11 protein-coding genes are annotated in these 16151 nt (G+C 61.7%); 3 read left to right on the top strand and 8 right to left on the bottom strand.

Annotation, left to right across the window (positions count from 1 at the left end; all coding sequences use genetic code 11):
* The first annotated feature begins 58 nt into the window (after positions 1-58).
* Entirely contained in the window at positions 59-1015 is a 957-nt protein-coding gene (locus tag P3C29_RS21595) for an alpha/beta hydrolase (RefSeq protein WP_275965397.1), read from the top strand.
* Between the two features lie 80 nt (positions 1016-1095).
* Here the strand turns inward: P3C29_RS21595 and P3C29_RS21590 are convergent, their stop codons facing one another.
* From P3C29_RS21590 to pvdM, 5 genes are all read right to left on the bottom strand, one after another.
* A complete protein-coding gene (locus P3C29_RS21590) occupies positions 1096-3507 on the bottom strand; it encodes a TonB-dependent siderophore receptor (protein WP_275965396.1) in 2412 nt (803 codons plus the stop codon).
* Positions 3508-3615: 108 nt separating this feature from the next.
* Entirely contained in the window at positions 3616-5265 is a 1650-nt protein-coding gene (locus P3C29_RS21585; RefSeq protein ID WP_275965395.1) for a cyclic peptide export ABC transporter, read from the bottom strand.
* A 119-nt stretch (positions 5266-5384) separates the two neighbouring features.
* Entirely contained in the window at positions 5385-6275 is an 891-nt protein-coding gene (locus P3C29_RS21580; RefSeq protein WP_177009571.1) for a formylglycine-generating enzyme family protein, read from the bottom strand.
* 31 nt (positions 6276-6306) lie between these two features.
* A complete protein-coding gene (locus tag P3C29_RS21575) occupies positions 6307-7584 on the bottom strand; it encodes an aminotransferase class V-fold PLP-dependent enzyme (protein WP_275965394.1) in 1278 nt (425 codons plus the stop codon).
* A 27-nt stretch (positions 7585-7611) separates the two neighbouring features.
* Positions 7612-8961 (bottom strand): pyoverdine-tailoring dipeptidase-like protein PvdM, encoded by a 1350-nt coding sequence (gene pvdM / locus P3C29_RS21570; RefSeq protein ID WP_275965393.1) that lies wholly within the window; start codon positions 8959-8961, stop codon positions 7612-7614.
* 152 nt (positions 8962-9113) lie between these two features.
* Between pvdM and P3C29_RS21565 the strand changes: the two genes are divergently transcribed.
* Complete coding sequence (locus P3C29_RS21565) at positions 9114-10745, top strand: PvdJ/PvdD/PvdP-like protein (protein ID WP_275965392.1); 1632 nt, start codon at positions 9114-9116, stop codon at positions 10743-10745.
* Between the two features lie 44 nt (positions 10746-10789).
* On the opposite strand, the gene P3C29_RS21560 is transcribed toward P3C29_RS21565, so the two are convergent.
* From P3C29_RS21560 to P3C29_RS21550, 3 genes are read right to left on the bottom strand one after another with little or no spacing between them, the layout of a single operon-like run.
* A complete protein-coding gene (locus P3C29_RS21560; protein WP_275965391.1) occupies positions 10790-12196 on the bottom strand; it encodes an efflux transporter outer membrane subunit in 1407 nt (468 codons plus the stop codon).
* A 7-nt stretch (positions 12197-12203) separates the two neighbouring features.
* Positions 12204-14174, bottom strand: coding sequence for a MacB family efflux pump subunit (locus P3C29_RS21555; RefSeq protein ID WP_275965390.1), 1971 nt, complete (start codon positions 14172-14174; stop codon positions 12204-12206).
* Entirely contained in the window at positions 14175-15347 is a 1173-nt protein-coding gene (locus P3C29_RS21550; RefSeq protein WP_275965389.1) for an efflux RND transporter periplasmic adaptor subunit, read from the bottom strand.
* Between the two features lie 222 nt (positions 15348-15569).
* On the opposite strand from P3C29_RS21550, the gene P3C29_RS21545 reads away from it, so the two are divergent.
* The gene (locus tag P3C29_RS21545) at positions 15570-16100 is read left to right on the top strand and encodes a sigma-70 family RNA polymerase sigma factor (protein ID WP_275965400.1); all 531 of its coding nucleotides are present in this window, start codon (positions 15570-15572) and stop codon (positions 16098-16100) included.
* Positions 16101-16151 lie beyond the last annotated feature (51 nt).

Below are 16151 nucleotides of genomic sequence, written 5' to 3'. Positions count from 1 at the left end.
GCGCCGGCCCCGGGGACGGGGCCGCCGTCGTACCTCACTACTTTCCAAGGAAAACATGATGCCCTTGCACCCCGACCTGGCTGCGTTTCTGGAGCTTGTGGAAATGGGCCGTTGGAGCGGAAAAAGCCAACCCCTGCATGATTTGTCCGTGGCGCAGGCCCGTCGCGAATTCGAAAATACCTCGCTGATTCTCGACCCCAGCCCTCCTGACGCTATTGAAGTGCAGCCGTTGACCTTTACCGGCGCCGACGGCAATCCGCTGCCGGCACGCCTGTATCGCAAGCCTGGACGCGGCCACGGAGCGCAGCCGGTGATTTTGTACTTCCACGGCGGCGGCTATGTGGTCGGTAGCCTGGACTCACACGACTCGGTGTGCCGACGCCTGGCGGGCACCAGTGACTATGCGGTGCTGGCCCCGGCTTATCGCCTGGCGCCCGAGGCACCGTTCCCGGCGGCGGTGGATGATGCACTGGCGGCAGCCAACTGGCTGGTCGAGCAGGCGTCGCAGTTGCAACTCGATGCCAGTCAGGTGGTCGTCAGCGGTGACAGTGTCGGCGCTACGCTGGCGATGATTGTTGCGATGTCCGCCGTGCAGGACCCTCAGCGGCTGGCCTTGCGGCCTGCCGCGCAATTGCTGTTTTATCCGGTCACCGATATCACGCGGCTGCGCGATTCCCACCGGGCTTATGCAGAGGGATATCTGCTGGAAACCAAGACACTGGAGTGGTTCTACCAGCACTACATGGGCGCTGCCGGTAACCGCCATGACTGGCGCGCGTCGCCGCTGCTGAGTACGACGTTGCCCGCACTGGCGCCGGCCTGCGTGATGCTGGCCGAATTTGACCCGTTGCTGGATGAGGGGCGTGAGTGGATCGCGCGTCTTGAGGCGAGCGGCACACCGGTGACCGCAGTAATCCAGCCGGGGCTGACCCATGACTTCCTGCGCATGCAGGGCCTGGTGGCGGAGGTTGAGGGGATTTACCTTGAGGTGGGCCGGTGGTTGGCCAGTCGCTGAGACCTTGCGTCCCGGTTGCTGTCTTGCTGTGTTGACAACACCCTGCCGTGGCAGGGTGTTGTTGTTTCAGGGGCTGTGTTTTACATGCTCCACTTCATGGTCACGGCCACGTTACGCGGGTCGCCGAAGATGTTTGCGCCTGCCGGGTTACTGATGCTCTGGTAGTAGTGCTTGTCGAACACGTTGTTCAGGTTGGCTTGCACCTTGAGGTTTTTGTTCACGTTATAGCCGGTCATCAGGTCGACGATGCTGTAGCCGCCCTGAGACACGCCGTAGGTTGTGTATGTGCTGCTCTGGCTACGGAATGAACCGCCGATCGACCATTTTTCGAGATCGCCCGGCAATTGATAAGTGGTGGACAGCTTGAGCAGGTTGTATGGCGTGTCGCTGTCGAAGCGACCGCTGCCGCCCTTGACGTTTTTGGCACCGGCATAGGTGTAGCCGGCCGAGGCCTGCCAGCCACGGGCAAGCATGCCTTGCAGTTCAAGGTCGACGCCTTTGGTTTCCACCTCGCCGGAGGCCACGGAGCAGGAAGCAACACCCGGTGCACAGGCATCAAGCCCTTGGGCGAGGTTTTCCTGGTTCAACTGGAAGTAGGCCAGGCTGGCGTTCAACGCGCCGTCAAAGTACTCGCCCTTGATCCCGACTTCACGGTTGGTACCGGTGACCGGCGGCAGCAGGCTGCCCTGGAAGTCCACGTTGGCTTGCGGCTGGAAGATTCTGGTCCAGCTGGTGTACACCGAGTAGGTATCGTTGATGTCGTAGATCAGGCCGGCATAGGGAGTGTATTCCCGCGTCGCCTTGTAGTCGGCGCCGAATGTGTATTCGCCGGAAATAGTGTTCTGTTCGTATTCGTACCAGTCCAGGCGTGAACCGAGGATCAGTTTCAGGTCATCGCGCAGATGGAAGCGTACGGTGGCGTAGGTGCTGTATTGATCGACCTTGCCCTTGCGCGACCAGTTGTAGTTGATGGCCGGTTTCTCTACGCCGTGATAGTCGAAGTTTGACGGGTCGAGCACGATGTTCGGGTCGTTGAGGAAACCACCGCCGGGGCCATCGTCGGTTTTATCATTGCGATAACTGCCACCGAGCACCAGTTCGTGGGTCGCACCAAACAGGGTGAAGGGGCCGGACACGTAGCCGTCGACGCTTTTTTGCGTGTGCTGGTAGGTGTAGCGGCCCACGTTCAGGTTCAACTGATCCGCACTGGAGTCCAGTCGATAGAAACTGGTGCCCAGCATGTCCAGGTCGCCTCGCAGCCACGTGGTATTCAGGCGCAGTTTCCAGTCGTTGTCGAAGCGGTGCTCAATTTCGGCAAATGCGCTGGTGTTTTTCTTGTTCCAGTAGGTCCAGTTCGGGCTCATGCGCGTCGAACGGGATATCGGCAGGAACGTGCCATCGGCACGGGTCGGAATGCCTGACCAATCGGCACCCGGGTTGTCCTCACGGTTGTAATACGCTCCAAGGGTCAGGGTAGTGGCTTCGCTCAGGTCAAACTCGGTGATGCCGTACAACAACTGGCGCTTGCTGCTGTAGCCATCGGTAAAGCTGTCTTTGTCCTGGAAGGCACCGACCACGCGGCCCCTGATCGAACCGCTGGAATTGAGGGCGCTGCTGGCATCGATTTCGGTGCGGTAGTTGTCCCACGAACCGGCACCCAGGGTGACCGACACTTGCGGCTCGACAGTGGGGCGTTTGCGGATCAGGTTGAGGGTGCCGGACGGGTTGCCGGCACCGATCATCAGGCCCGATGCACCGCGTACCACTTCCACCCGGTCGAACATCGCCAGTGTCGAGGTGCCGAGGGTGTCGCTGTCATACGCGACGGGCAGGCCGTCAATCATGATGTTGTCGATGGCGGAGCCGCGGGAGTAGAACTCCGGGCGTTCACCGCCGGTCTTGCGCATGGTCAGGCCTGGGGTATAAGTCGAAATATCCTCCAGGGACTGCATGTTCTGGTCATCCATGCGCTGGCGGGTGATCACCGTGACCGACTGCGGCGTCTCGCGCATGGAGGTCGCCAGTTTGGTCGCGGTGCTCATGGAACCGGTGGTGTAGGAGCCGGTGCCTTCGGTGGTCTCACCCAGTTGTTGGCCGGTAACGCTGGTGGCCCCCAGCTCCAGGGCGCCGCCTTCGCTGCGGCCGGTGATAGTGATGGTGTTGCCGGAAATTCCGTACGCCACGCCGCTGCTCCCCAGCAGCTTCTGCAGCGCCACGGTGGGCTCCATGGAGCCGCGCACAGCGATGCTTTTCAGGCCCTTGAGCTGGTCAGGCGAATACAGCACCTGCAATTTGCTTTGTTGGCCAAAGGCCTGAAGTGCGCTGGTCAAGGACTGGGCGGGAATCTGGAAGCTGATTTCCTGGGCTTGTACCTGACACGCCAGCGGTAGCGCAACCAACAGCCCGAGCAGGCTGGGTGCCAGTCGGGGCTTGAGCAGGTGGCACATCCAGATGGCTTTTGAAAGGGGTGTCAACGTTGTCGGCGCGGGCATTGGCTGGGCTCTTATGTTGGCGATGCTAATGGTAATGATTGTTATTAATGAAAGTGAGACGCAGCAACACACCAGAACCGGAAAAAATCTTCCGGTTAATTTCAGGTATCAGGCCGGAACCTGTTCGATTGCGACTTTTCCAGCTTCCAGCCGTACCAGTTGATCGGCGACATCGAAGTAGCGGTCGTCGTGGGAGATAACGATGATGGTCTTGCCCAGGCGCTTCAGGTCGGGCAGCAACTCGGTGTAGAAAATCCGTCGGAAGGTCGGGTCCTGGTCGGCGGCCCATTCGTCGAACACCAGTACTGGACGCTCCTCCAGCCAGGCATTGACCAGGGCCAGTCGCTTGCGCTGGCCGGTCGACAGGTCGGTGGTGGTGAACTTGCCGTCACGCACGCTGACCTTGTGGGCGATCTCCAGGCGCTGCAGGTATTTTTGCGCGTCTTGTGGCAAGTGGCTGTCACCCTGGACGACGTCATCGAACAGGTAATAATCGGCAAAAATGGTGGTGAACAACTGGCGGTATTCATCGCGACCCTGGGCGGTAACCGCTTGCCCATTGAGGCTGACGTCACCTTGCTGTGGTGCATACAGGCCCAGCAGCAGCTTGATCAGCGTGGTTTTGCCGCAGCCGTTTTCACCCACGATAAATACGATGTCGCCTTGCTTGATCTGCAGGTTGACCGGGCCGAGGCGGAAAGGATCCGCGCCTTCAACCGGAGGGAATGCATACGACACATCCCGCAGTTCGATGCTCTGGATGCTGCGCTTTTGCTGTTCGGTATCACTGAGCAACAGGTGCGGCTCGGGCGAGGAGAACTGATCCGACAGTTCCGAGATCCGGCGAAACGCGATCTTCGCGCGGCTGACAATCGGTAATGTGCCTACCAGATGTTCCAGCGGGCCTTTCATGTACAGCAACACCAGTACGAACCCGCTCATTACGGCCTTGTCATGGCTGGGCCACACGGTTTGCAGCACCAGCGCCAAGCCGATCACAATGAAAAACAACATGGAGCCGAAGGTCTTGGCGATCACGAACGTGTTGATCGAGCGAATCTGCGTCTTGCAGATAAAGTCGGCGGTTGCCTGGATCCCGTGCACAAACATGCGGTGGCGGCGTGGGCGATGGATGCGCAGTTCCTTGGCGCCATCAGCAATCGCATTGTAATGACGCTGCAAATCGTCCTCGGCTTCCCGCGCAGCCTCGAAGCCCTTGACCCCGCTGGACTGCGCGATGAACTGGGCGCCGGTGCCGATGGCAATCGCCACCAGCATCAACAGGAACATCGGCCATGACAGCAGCGCCAGGTAGCCCAGGCAGCCCAGTGTGACGGTCATCGAAATGGCCAGGGGCGCAAAGGCGAAGGCGAAGTCGCTGATGGTGTCGACGTCGTGGGTCAGTACCGGGATCAGTCGGTGGCTGCGATAGCGCTCGATCTGATCGATGGGCGCGGCGAGAACCTTCTCCCCCAGGGTCTTGCGCAACGTGGCAATGATGTTCTGGCCGACGAAGTTGGTGCCGATGTCGGAAAAAATCGAGCTGAGCAGAGCCAGCAGGCACAGGCCGGCAAACAGGGCCACCACACTGCTGGTGGGGCTGCTGTCGGCGTGCAGGGCATTGTTGATGGTCGCCAGCAATACCGTCACGCTCAAGCCGCCGATCATGCCCAGCAGGATGGAAAGGGCGACGATTAACCTGAAGGGTTTGAGCAGGGTAAACAATTCATGAATGGCGCCGCGCGTTGGCTGGGTCATGAGGGGACGGTTCCTTGGGTGGAATAGGCAGATACCCTTTAGAACGTCTGGTCACGCGCTTAATTTAGACGGTCGCCGATTGACGGCGACCTTGCTGGAGCGGGAGGTTGCGGCAGGCCTCAGAGATCGCGCACAACCCGAAATCCAATCCAGTCACCGCGGGTTTGCGGGTAGATATTGTTACGGTTGCCCGAGCGGGAAAACACCGGTGCTTCGCCCCAGTCATTGCCACGAATCTGGCGGGACTCGCAGCCCGGTTCCACCCAGGCGCTGCCATCGGTCGGCGCCCCGACATAGTTGGTGTGTTCGCAGTCGGCCAGCCACTCGTAGACGTTGCCGTGCATGTCGTACATGCCAAAGGCGTTGGGTGGGTAGCTGCCCACCGGCGATGAGTAGCTATAACCATCCGCCGGGCCGTAGGTGTTGGCGTGCTCGGCGATGCTGTAGCCCTTGCCCGCGTCAAACGGGAACGGGAATGGTCCGGTGGAGCCGGCGCGGGCAGCGTATTCGCGTTGGGCTTCGCTGACCATCTGGTAGGTGTGGCCGGTTTTTTTCGACAGCCAGGCGACGTAGTTCTTGACGTCGTCAAAGTCCATGCACACCGCAGGCTGGCGCGGGCCCTGGGGGTAGCGCGGCTTGCTGGCGATGCATTCGCGGCCCGGGCGTTCGTCGCCGTTGGCGATCTTGACCCCGGTCTGGCGCACGTAGCTGTCCCACTCACCGGCGGTGACCTGGAAGCGGCTCATGGCGAAGGGTTTGGCGAACGTGACATCGTGCATGGGGCCTTCGTCGGGCTCGCGGCCGACTTCATCTTCCGGCGTGCCCATGGTGAAGGTGCCGGCGGGCAGCACGACCATCTCCGGGCAGTCCTTGCAGTCCTTGAATACCTTGCCCGGCTGTGGCGCGGCGGCTGCCTGGGCGAGGCCTGGCAGCAGGGCGCCGCACAGCATCGTCAGGGCCAGGGCGGCCAGTGGCTTGAGGCGGGATGGAGCGGGAGTGTCACTGTTCATGGGGCGTCTCGATCAAAAGGAAAAAGGGGCGTCAAAACCGTTGGCTGAGCAAGGTCATGAAGCGCTGGATCTCGGTTGATGTGTTAAGCAGGCCCGGAGAGGTACGCACCACCGGGCCCACGTCGCGGTCCACGGCATCGATCACCACGCGGTTCTTCATCATGTGCGCCGCGACCTCGCCGCTGTCCTGGCCCTTGACCCGAAAGAACGTAAAGCCGGCCGACAGCTCGGGGCTGCGCGGCGTCACCAGCTCGATTTGCGAGTGGGCCAGCAGTTGGCTTTTCAGTTCGTCGTTGAGCTGGTGAATGCGCGCCTGCACCTGCGCCTTGCCCAGTTGCAAGTGCAGCTTGAAGGCCTCGTCTGCCGCCCAGCGATGTTCGAAGGCGTGATAGCCGCCCGGTGTCATGATGGTGGCGAAGTTATTGTCTTCGGAGAAGGTGGGCACCATCGGCGTCACGTAGCTGTTCTGCTCTGATCGGGCACACACGATTCCAGTGCCGCGTGGGCCGAACATCCACTTGTGAGTGCCAGCGATAAAGAAATCACAATGCATGTCAGGGAAGTCGAGGTTTTCCACGCCGAAGCCGTGCACGCCGTCGACCACGTAGAGGATGCGATCCTTGTCGTCACGGTTGCGGTTGTGTTCATCCACCAGCTTGCCGATCTCGCCAATCGGCAATTTGACGCCGCTGCCGGACTGTACCCAGGTCATCCCAAGTACCCGGGTGTTGGGACGGATGTTGCGCTTGATTGAGCCGAGCACCTCGTCGACCGACACGCGGTTGGCGTCCTCGAACAGCTTGATCTTGCGCACCTGGGTGCCTTGTTTGCGCACCCGGAAGTCGAGGCTGTATTCAGTGGCGTAATGTTCGTGGACGGTGGTGAGGATCTCCTGGTCAGGGCGTACCTGGATTCCGCCATAGATCATCGCCAGGCCTTCGGACGTGCTGCCGGTCAGGGCGATCTGGCCAGGTTTGGCGTTCAGGTAGCGGCCGGCCCATTCGCGCACCTGGCCTTCACGCTTCCAGGTTTCCTGCAGGTCCCAATCCATGGCCAGGCCCGGGTTGCGGTCGATCTGCGCGCGGTAGCGGTCAATCGCATCGCGCACCGGTTTGGGGTGCGACGTCACCAGGAAATTGGAAAAATGCAGGTAGTCCGGGTCTTGGGTGAACAGCTGGCGAAAGCCTGCCCATGAGTCGCCGGGTGACGCCGGATTGCCTGCCAGCGACTGAGGAATGATGGCAGTGCCCAGCGGCAGGCTCGCAGCGAGAAGCCCGGCCTGCTTGAGAAATGTACGGCGGTCGGTCATGAATTCACTTCATTCATTGGGGGTGGTTCAGCGATTGGCCAAGGGCTTGGCGGCTTTTTGTACCTGGTCCCAGACCCGCAGGAAGTTACCGCCCCACAGTTTGGCGATATCGGCTTCGGAGTAGCCCCGCTGGATCAGTTCGGCGGTGACATTGCGTACCTCGCTGACGTTCTCCCAGCCCTGGACTCCGCCGCCTTCGTTAAAGTCTGAAGCGATGCCGACATGATCGATGCCGATCTTGCGCACCGTGTAATCGATGGCGTCGCCCAGGTCCTTGAGTGTGGCTTTGGGTTCCTCGTCGAGAATCGCGTACAGGGCGCTGGCGTACTGGCCGAATTTCTGCTCGGACCAGGCCGAGATGATCGGATCGCCGGGCATCAAAGCCATGGCCAGGTTGGGTAGCGGCGGTAGATCAAAGCGTGCACGCAGGGCGTTGAGCTTGTCTTGGGTGGGCTGGCTGAGCGGGCGCAGGTAAGCCGAGAAACCGACGACCTGGACCACGCCGCCGCTGTTTTTGATCAGTTGCATTTCCTTGTCGCTGAGGTTACGCGGGATGTCCACCGAGGCGCGCGGTGCCGAGTGCGAGGCGATCATCGGTGTGCGACTCAGTTGGGCGACTTGTTCCAGTGCCTTGGTCGACATTTGCGAAACATCGATGATCACCCCCAGGTCATTGAGGCGGTGTACCGCTTGTTTGCCAATGTCCGAGAGACCGTCGAGGGCATCGGGCGAATCATTGAAAAACGGCAGTGGGCGTGACGAATCGGCCCAGGCGTTATTGCCAATGTAGCTGAAGCCGAACATACGCATGCCGCGTGCGGTCCACAGGTCCAGTTGGTTCAGGTCGTTGCCCAGCGGGTAGGCGTTGAGCATGCTGATAAAGACAGCAAACTTGCCTTCGCCGTGCAGGCGCCGGAAGTCATCCGGGGTATAGGCAATGCCCACCTGATTGGGAAAATCGCGGACCATGCCGGTGATGATCTTGTAGCGGACTTCCTGTTGGTGGCGGGCTTCTTCGACAAAACCTTCGGTGGGCTTGTGCGGGGCATTCGGACCGTTCCACATTTCCGGCCAGCCGAAAATCGTCAGTGCAGCACCGGACAGCCGGCCACGGCTGGCCTTGGCCAGGTCGAACTGACCGGCACCGTCCTTGTCCGCCTCATTGCCGGTGGCGCCGAAGTCGAGCATCACGGTGATGTGACTGTCGAACGACAGCAGGCGGTCCTGCAACTCATCGGCTTGCTTGATGACCTCCAGCGGGTAGCCGGCGTTGCCCTTGAACCAGTGATCCCAGACCAGGAAGCCAGCACCTGCGCCAATGGCCAGGACCAGCGGCAGGCCGAGATACAGCGCCTTTTTCGAACGTGGTTTTGTCATTGCCATCTCAGTCAGTTGAGGCCTTTGCTATCAGGGAAGAACGAGTGATGGCGGGACAAATTTAGGCGGGTGGCCATTGGCGGTAAATTTCCCCTTGCCGGGAACGTTCTAGCTTGGATAAAGCCTGCTTGATGGCTGACACAGGTAAAGCAATGACGATTTCTCGACGAGGGTTCATCGCAGGCTTGGCGCTGACGGGCGCCGTAGTGCCTGCGGCCTATTACGCCCATCGCGAGTTGACGCGTGAAGAAGAGTTTCCGATCACGCCGGGCGAGGCCACGGTCGACCTTGCGGACACCGCTGGCCAGCAGTTGGCGAACAGCCTGAGGGGTGTCTGGAGTCTGCGGTTCAAGGGGCGGGATGCCGGGCTTGCGGGCTTGCCGCTCACCGGGCTGGAGTTGCTGCTTGACGTCGCTCCCCGTGGTCGTGGCCTGCGGGGCTATCTGGACACCGCCGAACAACTGCGCTCGGACGAAGAGCCACGCTATCGGGTGATCGGTGACCTGGCGCCTGGCAATGGCGCTCGACTGTACGTGCGGTTGATCGACCGTGATGCGCCGGACGCCGCGCCGACCCATGAACTCACAATGATCCTTGATGAAGTGTGGGGCGAGTTCGGTAATGCCGGTGGTGGAACCCTCAGCGGGCAAATCCTGCGCCTGGATAGGCCACTGGCGTTACTTGAACTGGACAACCATTTTGTCGCCAGCAAGCAGCTGTTTCCCGAAGCCCGGGAGCGTATCGGCCTGCACCCGACGTTGCTGGCCTGGTTGATTGCTCCCGAACATCGCCTGTTTCACCAGCTCTGGCACGCCTCCCGTGATCAGTGGCACAAACTCTCCGAAGACAAGCGCAACGCCCTGCGCGGGATTGGCTGGCAACCCGGGCCACGGGACAAGGAGCGCGACGCCCGTGGTCCGCACAAGGATCGCAATGGCTCGGGCATCGATTTCTTTTTCATGCACCGGCATATGCTGGGCACTGCGCGGTCCATGCAGGACTTGCCCTCGTGGCCGTACTTTCCCCAGCCGCAGCCTGCACTTGAGCGTGACCGGCAAGGGTTTATCCGGTATTTCGACAACCACGACGGCTTCGCGCTGCCGCCGACCTGGATGGCCAGTGACGATGCCGAATACACCCAGTGGGTCAGCGATATCAAGGCGGCCGAGACCTACCACAGCAACTTTGAAGTCTGGGAGTCGCAGTACCGCGACCCGCGCTACCTGGCCAAGTTGACGTTGGGGCAGTTCGGTTCAGAAGTCGAACTGGGCCTGCATGACTGGTTGCACATGCGCTGGGCGTCGGTGCCGCGGGATCCGTCCAACGGCGCACCCGTACCGTTTGCCCGTGACCCTGCGGACTTCGCTGCGCGCTGGTACACGGCGCAGAACGACTTTCTCGGTGATCCGTTTTCATCCCACGTGAACCCGGTGTTCTGGCACTTTCATGGGTGGATTGATGATCGGGTCGAGGATTGGTTCCGGGCTCACGAGCGTTTTCATCCGGGTGAAGTGAGCCGGCTGGAGGTCAACGGCGTGCCGTGGTTTGCGCCGGGGCGCTGGGTGGAGGTGGACGACCCGTGGTTGGGGCCGGACACCCACGGTTGCAGCACTGTGCCGGGTTTGCAGATGGGCAAGTCGATGGAGATGGACCCGGAAACCATGAAGCTGGCGCTGCGGATTACCTTCGGGGCGGATGAGGACAAGCTGGCCGAGCTGTTTCGCAAGGTGCCGAAGCGTCCCTGGTATGCGCGGCACTTGAAGGTCAAGGAACGGGTGCTCTAAAGGGCGCCGCTCAACGGTGGTAGCCGGGCAAGCCCGGCTTTGATTCAGTTGATCGTGCCTGGCACCTGCCATCCGCCACCCAGCGCCTTATACAACGCAATGCTTGCGTTCAGCCGCGACCGGCGCAATTGCACATTCAAATCCTGCGCCGCATATAACGTACGCTGCGTCTCCAGCACCGTCAGCAGGTCCTCCGCCCCGGCTTCATATCGGCTCTGCGCAATCTCGAAGGCGGTCTGCGCCTCACTCAGTTCCACGCTCTGCCACTGGCGCTGTGCATCCAGCCCGCGAATGCTGCTCAGGGCTTTTTCCACATCGGCAAAGCCATTGATGATGGCGCCCCGGTAAGTCTGCAGCAGCTCATCCTGGCGTGCGCGGGCCTTGTCCCGTTCGGCGCTCAGGCGGCCGTTGTTGAAGATCGGTGCGACCAGCCCGGAAGTGAGGTTGTAGAACGGGCTGCGTAATACGTCGCCGAGCTTGTCGGCGCCCGAGCCAAGGTCGGCACTGAGGGTGATGGTGGGCAGCATGGCTGCCCGGGCCACGGTGACGTCTGCCTGGGCTGCTGCCAGCCGGGCCTCGGCGCTGGCGATGTCGGGCCGGCGGCTGAGCAGTTGGCTGGGAACACCCGCGGCGATGCTCGGCCAGTTCAATTGGGCAAAGGGTTGCGGGGCCAGGTGCAGGTCCTGCACCGGTGTGCCCAGCAATGCCGCGAGGCTGATCAAGGCCTCGTCGGTCTGTTGCTGTGCCAGCGGCAGTTGGCGTTGTTGTGCGGCCACGAGGCTTTTTTGCTGCGCCAGTTCCAGGGCGGTGGCGGAGCCTGCATCGTGGCGCGTCTGCACCAGCTTCAACACGTTTTGGGCGTTGTCCAGGTTGAGTTGGGCGATGCGCAGTTGCTCACGCAATGACAGCCACTGGGTATAGCTGGTCGCAACACCGCTGAGCAGGGTCAGTTCAACGGTGGCCTGGTCGAATTCGCTGGCGCGCACCTCTTCCACGGCGCTGTCCCGGGCGGCGCGTTTGCCACCCCAGAAATCGATTTCGTAAGTGGCGCTCAGGCGCGCATCAAAGTAATCCACGGCCTTGTTACTGCTGGTGGCATCCAGCTGGCTGTAGCCCTTGCCCCGCAGCAGTTTCTGGCGGTTCGCATTGAACGCGCCGGTGAGTTCAGGCAGCAACGGTGCTCCAGCAATTACGGCGCTGGCCTGGGCCTGGCGCACCCGGGCCATGGCGCTGGCCAAGTCGTAACTGCCGCTGCGGGCCTGTTCGATCAATTGGTTGAGCTGGGGGCTGTCAAAGCGTGTCCACCATTGCTGGTTGGCCTGCAGCGCCGTTGCGTCGCGTGCGCTGTGCCAGGCGAGCGGTGTTTGCATGCCTGCGTCGGGACGCGGTGCGGGGGTGCTGCAGGCGGCCAGCAGCAGGCTGGCGGCGAGGAGGGTCAGGGGCACTTTCATAGGGCGATCATTCACTGGTAAGGGCCTTGACCGGGTCAAGTCGGGCGGCTTTGCGGGCCGGCATGAAACCGAAGATAACGCCGGTGACGAGGGCGCAGAAGAAGGCCCCCACGGCGGCCGGAATCGAGAACGCGACGGCCACGTTGCTGAGGATCAGCACACCGCCCACCAGCAGGGCGAGGCCAATGCCGGTGACGCCGCCGACCACCGAGAGCATCACCGCTTCAGTGAGGAACTGGCGCAGGATGTCCCGCTGTCGTGCGCCGGTGGCCATGCGAATGCCGATTTCCCGGGTGCGTTCGCGGACGGTCATCAGCATGATATTCATCACCCCGATACCGCCTACCAGCAACGAGATCGCGGCAATCGAGCCGAGCATCAGTGACAAGGTATTCTGGGTGCGTGCCTCGGCCTGGATCATCGCGGCATTGTTGGTCAGTTCAAAGTCGTGCTTGCCGTTGTGCAGGCGCAGCAACAACTGATTGATAGCCTGTTCGGCGTCGTGCACGTTGCGCGCGTCGGCGGCGGCAATCACTACGTATTCGGGGTTATAGCTGCCGAACAAGCGCACGCTGGCGGCAGAGTAGGGGATGGCGATACGGTCGTCGCTGTCTTTGTCGCCGGAGCTGGCGCCTTTTTCGGCGAGCACACCGACCACCTGGAATGGAACGTTTTCGATCAGGATGTATTGCCCGATCGGGTCGGCCACATCCTTGAACAGCTTGTCGCGTACCCGTTTGCCGATCACTGCCACCGTGGCTCCAGCGCGCTCGTCTGCCTCGGTGAAGTAACTCCCCTCGACCACTGGCCAGTTGAAAATGGCCGGGAAGTTGGTGTCATTGCCGCCGACATACGCCATGTGGTCGACGTTGCCAAAGCGAACGCCGGCCTCTGCGCCATTCACCGGCATGATGCGCTTGACCTGAGGCAGGGCCGCGAGGGCGGCCACGTCGTTGAGGGTGATCACGCCGGGTGGTGTGCGCGGGTTGGGTGCCGACCCGCTGACATAGAGGATATTGGAGCCGAAAGCGCCCATCTGCGCCATCACCTGGCGCTTGCTGCCTTCGCCCACCGCCAGCATCACCACCACCGACGCCACGCCGATGATGATCCCCAGCAACGTCAGTGCGGTGCGAAAACGGTTGATCCACATCACTCGCCACGCAGCTTGCACGGCATCCAGCAGCTCGGCTTTCCAGGCGCCGTTGTGCTCGGCGCCGTCGGCCAGGCGCTGGCGCAGGTCCACGGCTTGCAACGCGCCCGAGATGGCCACGGGAGCGCTGTCGCTGGTGTCGGCAGAGTCACTGATGATGAGCCCGTCACGGATCTCGATGATGCGATTGGCCCGCGCCGCGACTTCGCGGTCGTGGGTGATCAGGATCACGACATGGCCCTGGCTGGCCAGTTCGTCCAGCAGGATCATGACCTCGGCGCCGCTGTGACTGTCGAGGGCGCCGGTGGGTTCGTCGGCGAGGATGATGTGCCCGCCGTTCATCAGCGCACGGGCAATCGATACCCGCTGTTGCTGGCCGCCGGAAAGCTGGTGCGGGCGGTTGCCGGTGCGCTCGGCGAGGCCCAGGCGCGTCAGCAGGGCTTTGGCCCGGGCATGGCGTTCTGCGGCGCTGATGCCGGCATAGATGGCCGGCATTTCGACGTTTTCCTGGGCGGAGCCGGAAGGGATCAGGTGATAGCCCTGAAATACAAAACCAAAGGCTTCGCGACGCAGCCAGGCGAGTTCGTCGCTGTCCAGTCGGGCGACGTTTTCCCCGGCGAACAGGTAGTCGCCCTCGGTGGGGCGGTCGAGGCAGCCGAGGATGTTCATCAGCGTGGATTTACCGGAGCCGGAGGCGCCGACAATCGCCACGAATTCTCCGGCATGGATCGCCAGGTCAATGCCGCGCAGCACGTCAACCTGTGGTGTATCGCCGCCGCCGTAGGATTTGCGGATGCCCTTGAGTTCGATCAGTGGGGTCGACATTCAACCCCCGCTGCCATCGGCTGGACCGATCAGCAGGTGATCGCCTTCATTCAAGCCTTCCAGTACCTGGACCCGCAGACGGTCGCTGAGGCCCAGGCGAATTTCGCGCTGTTCAATATTGCCGTTCTTCGCCACGACGCGGGCGATCTGTTTGTCGGCGCCGAGGCGGCCTTGCAGGGCGGCGACCGGCGCGGTCAGGGTGTCCTTGGCCTGGCCGGCGACGAAGAACACCTGGGTGGTCATTTCGGCCATCAGCGCGTTGTCGGTGTTGTCGACATCCAGCAACACCGTGTACAGCACCACTCGCCCGGTCCCGCTTTTGCTGGCGCTGCTCGGGCTGCCGCCGCCCTGGCTGGTTTCATTGAGCGGTTTGGGCGGGATCGGCAGGATTTGCCTTACGGTACTGGACCAGCGCCGTGCACCGCCGCTCAGCGTAGTGAAATAGGCGGTCATGCCGGGTTTGACGTGGCCGATATCGGCCTCCGAGACTTCGGCCCATACGGTCATCGGCGACAGTTTGGCGATCCTCAGAATCAGCGGGGTTTGTTGCTGGGCGTTGAGGGTCTGGCCCTCGCGGGCGTCAACGGCGACCACGGTGCCGCTCATTGGCGCATAGATGCGCGTGTAGCCCAGCTCTACCTCATCACTGCGCAGGCTCGCCTTGGCCTGGCGAATCTGCGCCTGGAACATCTCGACCCGGGCCTGAGTGGCACTCAGCTCGGCCTTGGCGGTTTGCACGTCTTCCTCGCGGGTGGCGTTGCCGGCGACCAGGCGCTGCTGGCGCTGGTACTTCTGGCGGGCGAGTTCGTGCTGCGCCCGTTGCTCCTGCAACTGGGCCTGCAGGTTCTCGATGGCATAGCGGCTGGCATCGAGTTTGGCTTTTTGCGTGGAAGGGTCGATCTCCACCAGCAACTGGCCTTCATTGACCTGGTCGCCGGCTTCAACGTGGATCTTCTGGATTTGCCCCGACGCCTGGGCGCCCACGTCGACATAACGGCGCGGTTGCAAGGTGCCCAGGGCGGTGACGCTACTTTCGATATCGCCACGCGTTACGGTGACGGTCGCCAGCTTGTCCCGGCCTGGTGGCAGGATCTGCCAGGCAGCGACAGCGATAACCGGGATCAGGCACGCAACCACAAGCAGGGCGCGTCGGGCAGGTCGAGGACGTTTCATGCAGAGTTCCAGCCAGGAAAAATCGGGCCGCAGGAGCGGGAAGCTGACAGGTAGACGAGGAAATTGCTCCGGGATTTAGGCCATTACATATGTGGTTACAGGTGTGGGCGGACAAAATAATTGCATGACGACGTAAGTCTTGTTTAAAACTAGATGAGAATTACTATAAATTACACGTACCGCAAACTGCCATCATCGAGCTGCGTCACCGATTTGGCCGTCATCGTCGTACTCAAAGGACCTAATGCCGCCTCCACGCGGTCGGGAGTCATGTTGGAAAACTACTATCGCGAGCTGGTGTGTTTCCTTAACGCCAAGCTGGGCAACCGTCAGGTGGCCGAAGATGTGGTGCATGACGCTTACGTGCGGGTACTGGGGCGCGCCAGTGAAGTTCCAATCGAGCAGCCCCGGGCGTTTCTCTATCGCACGGCGCTGAACCTGGTGATCGACAGTCATCGGCGCAATGCCCTGCGCCAGGATGAGCCCCTGGAAGTACTCGACAGCGAAGAACGTTTTTCGCTTTACTCGCCCCACCACAGCCTGGATCACGGCCAGCGCCTGGAGATGCTCGAGCGCGCGCTGGCCGAGTTGCCGGCGCTCTGCCGTGACAGCTTCCTGCTGCGCAAGATCGATGGTCTGTCCCACCTGCAAATCGCCGAGCGCCTGAGCATTTCCCGCGCGCTGGTGGAAAAACACATCGTCAATGCCATGAAGCATTGCCGGGCGCGCATGCGTGAGTGGGATGCGCACTGATTCCAGCGCCAGCTAAATTTTATTTCATTGTCCTCGTCTCCTATCAACACA

Origin of the sequence: Pseudomonas sp. 1912-s, assembly GCF_029269205.1 — a bacterium.
In the GTDB taxonomy this organism is placed as follows: Bacteria; Pseudomonadota; Gammaproteobacteria; order Pseudomonadales; family Pseudomonadaceae; genus Aquipseudomonas.
Note: the sequence above shows the minus strand (reverse complement) of the source record. Positions and strands in the feature narration are given on the sequence as shown.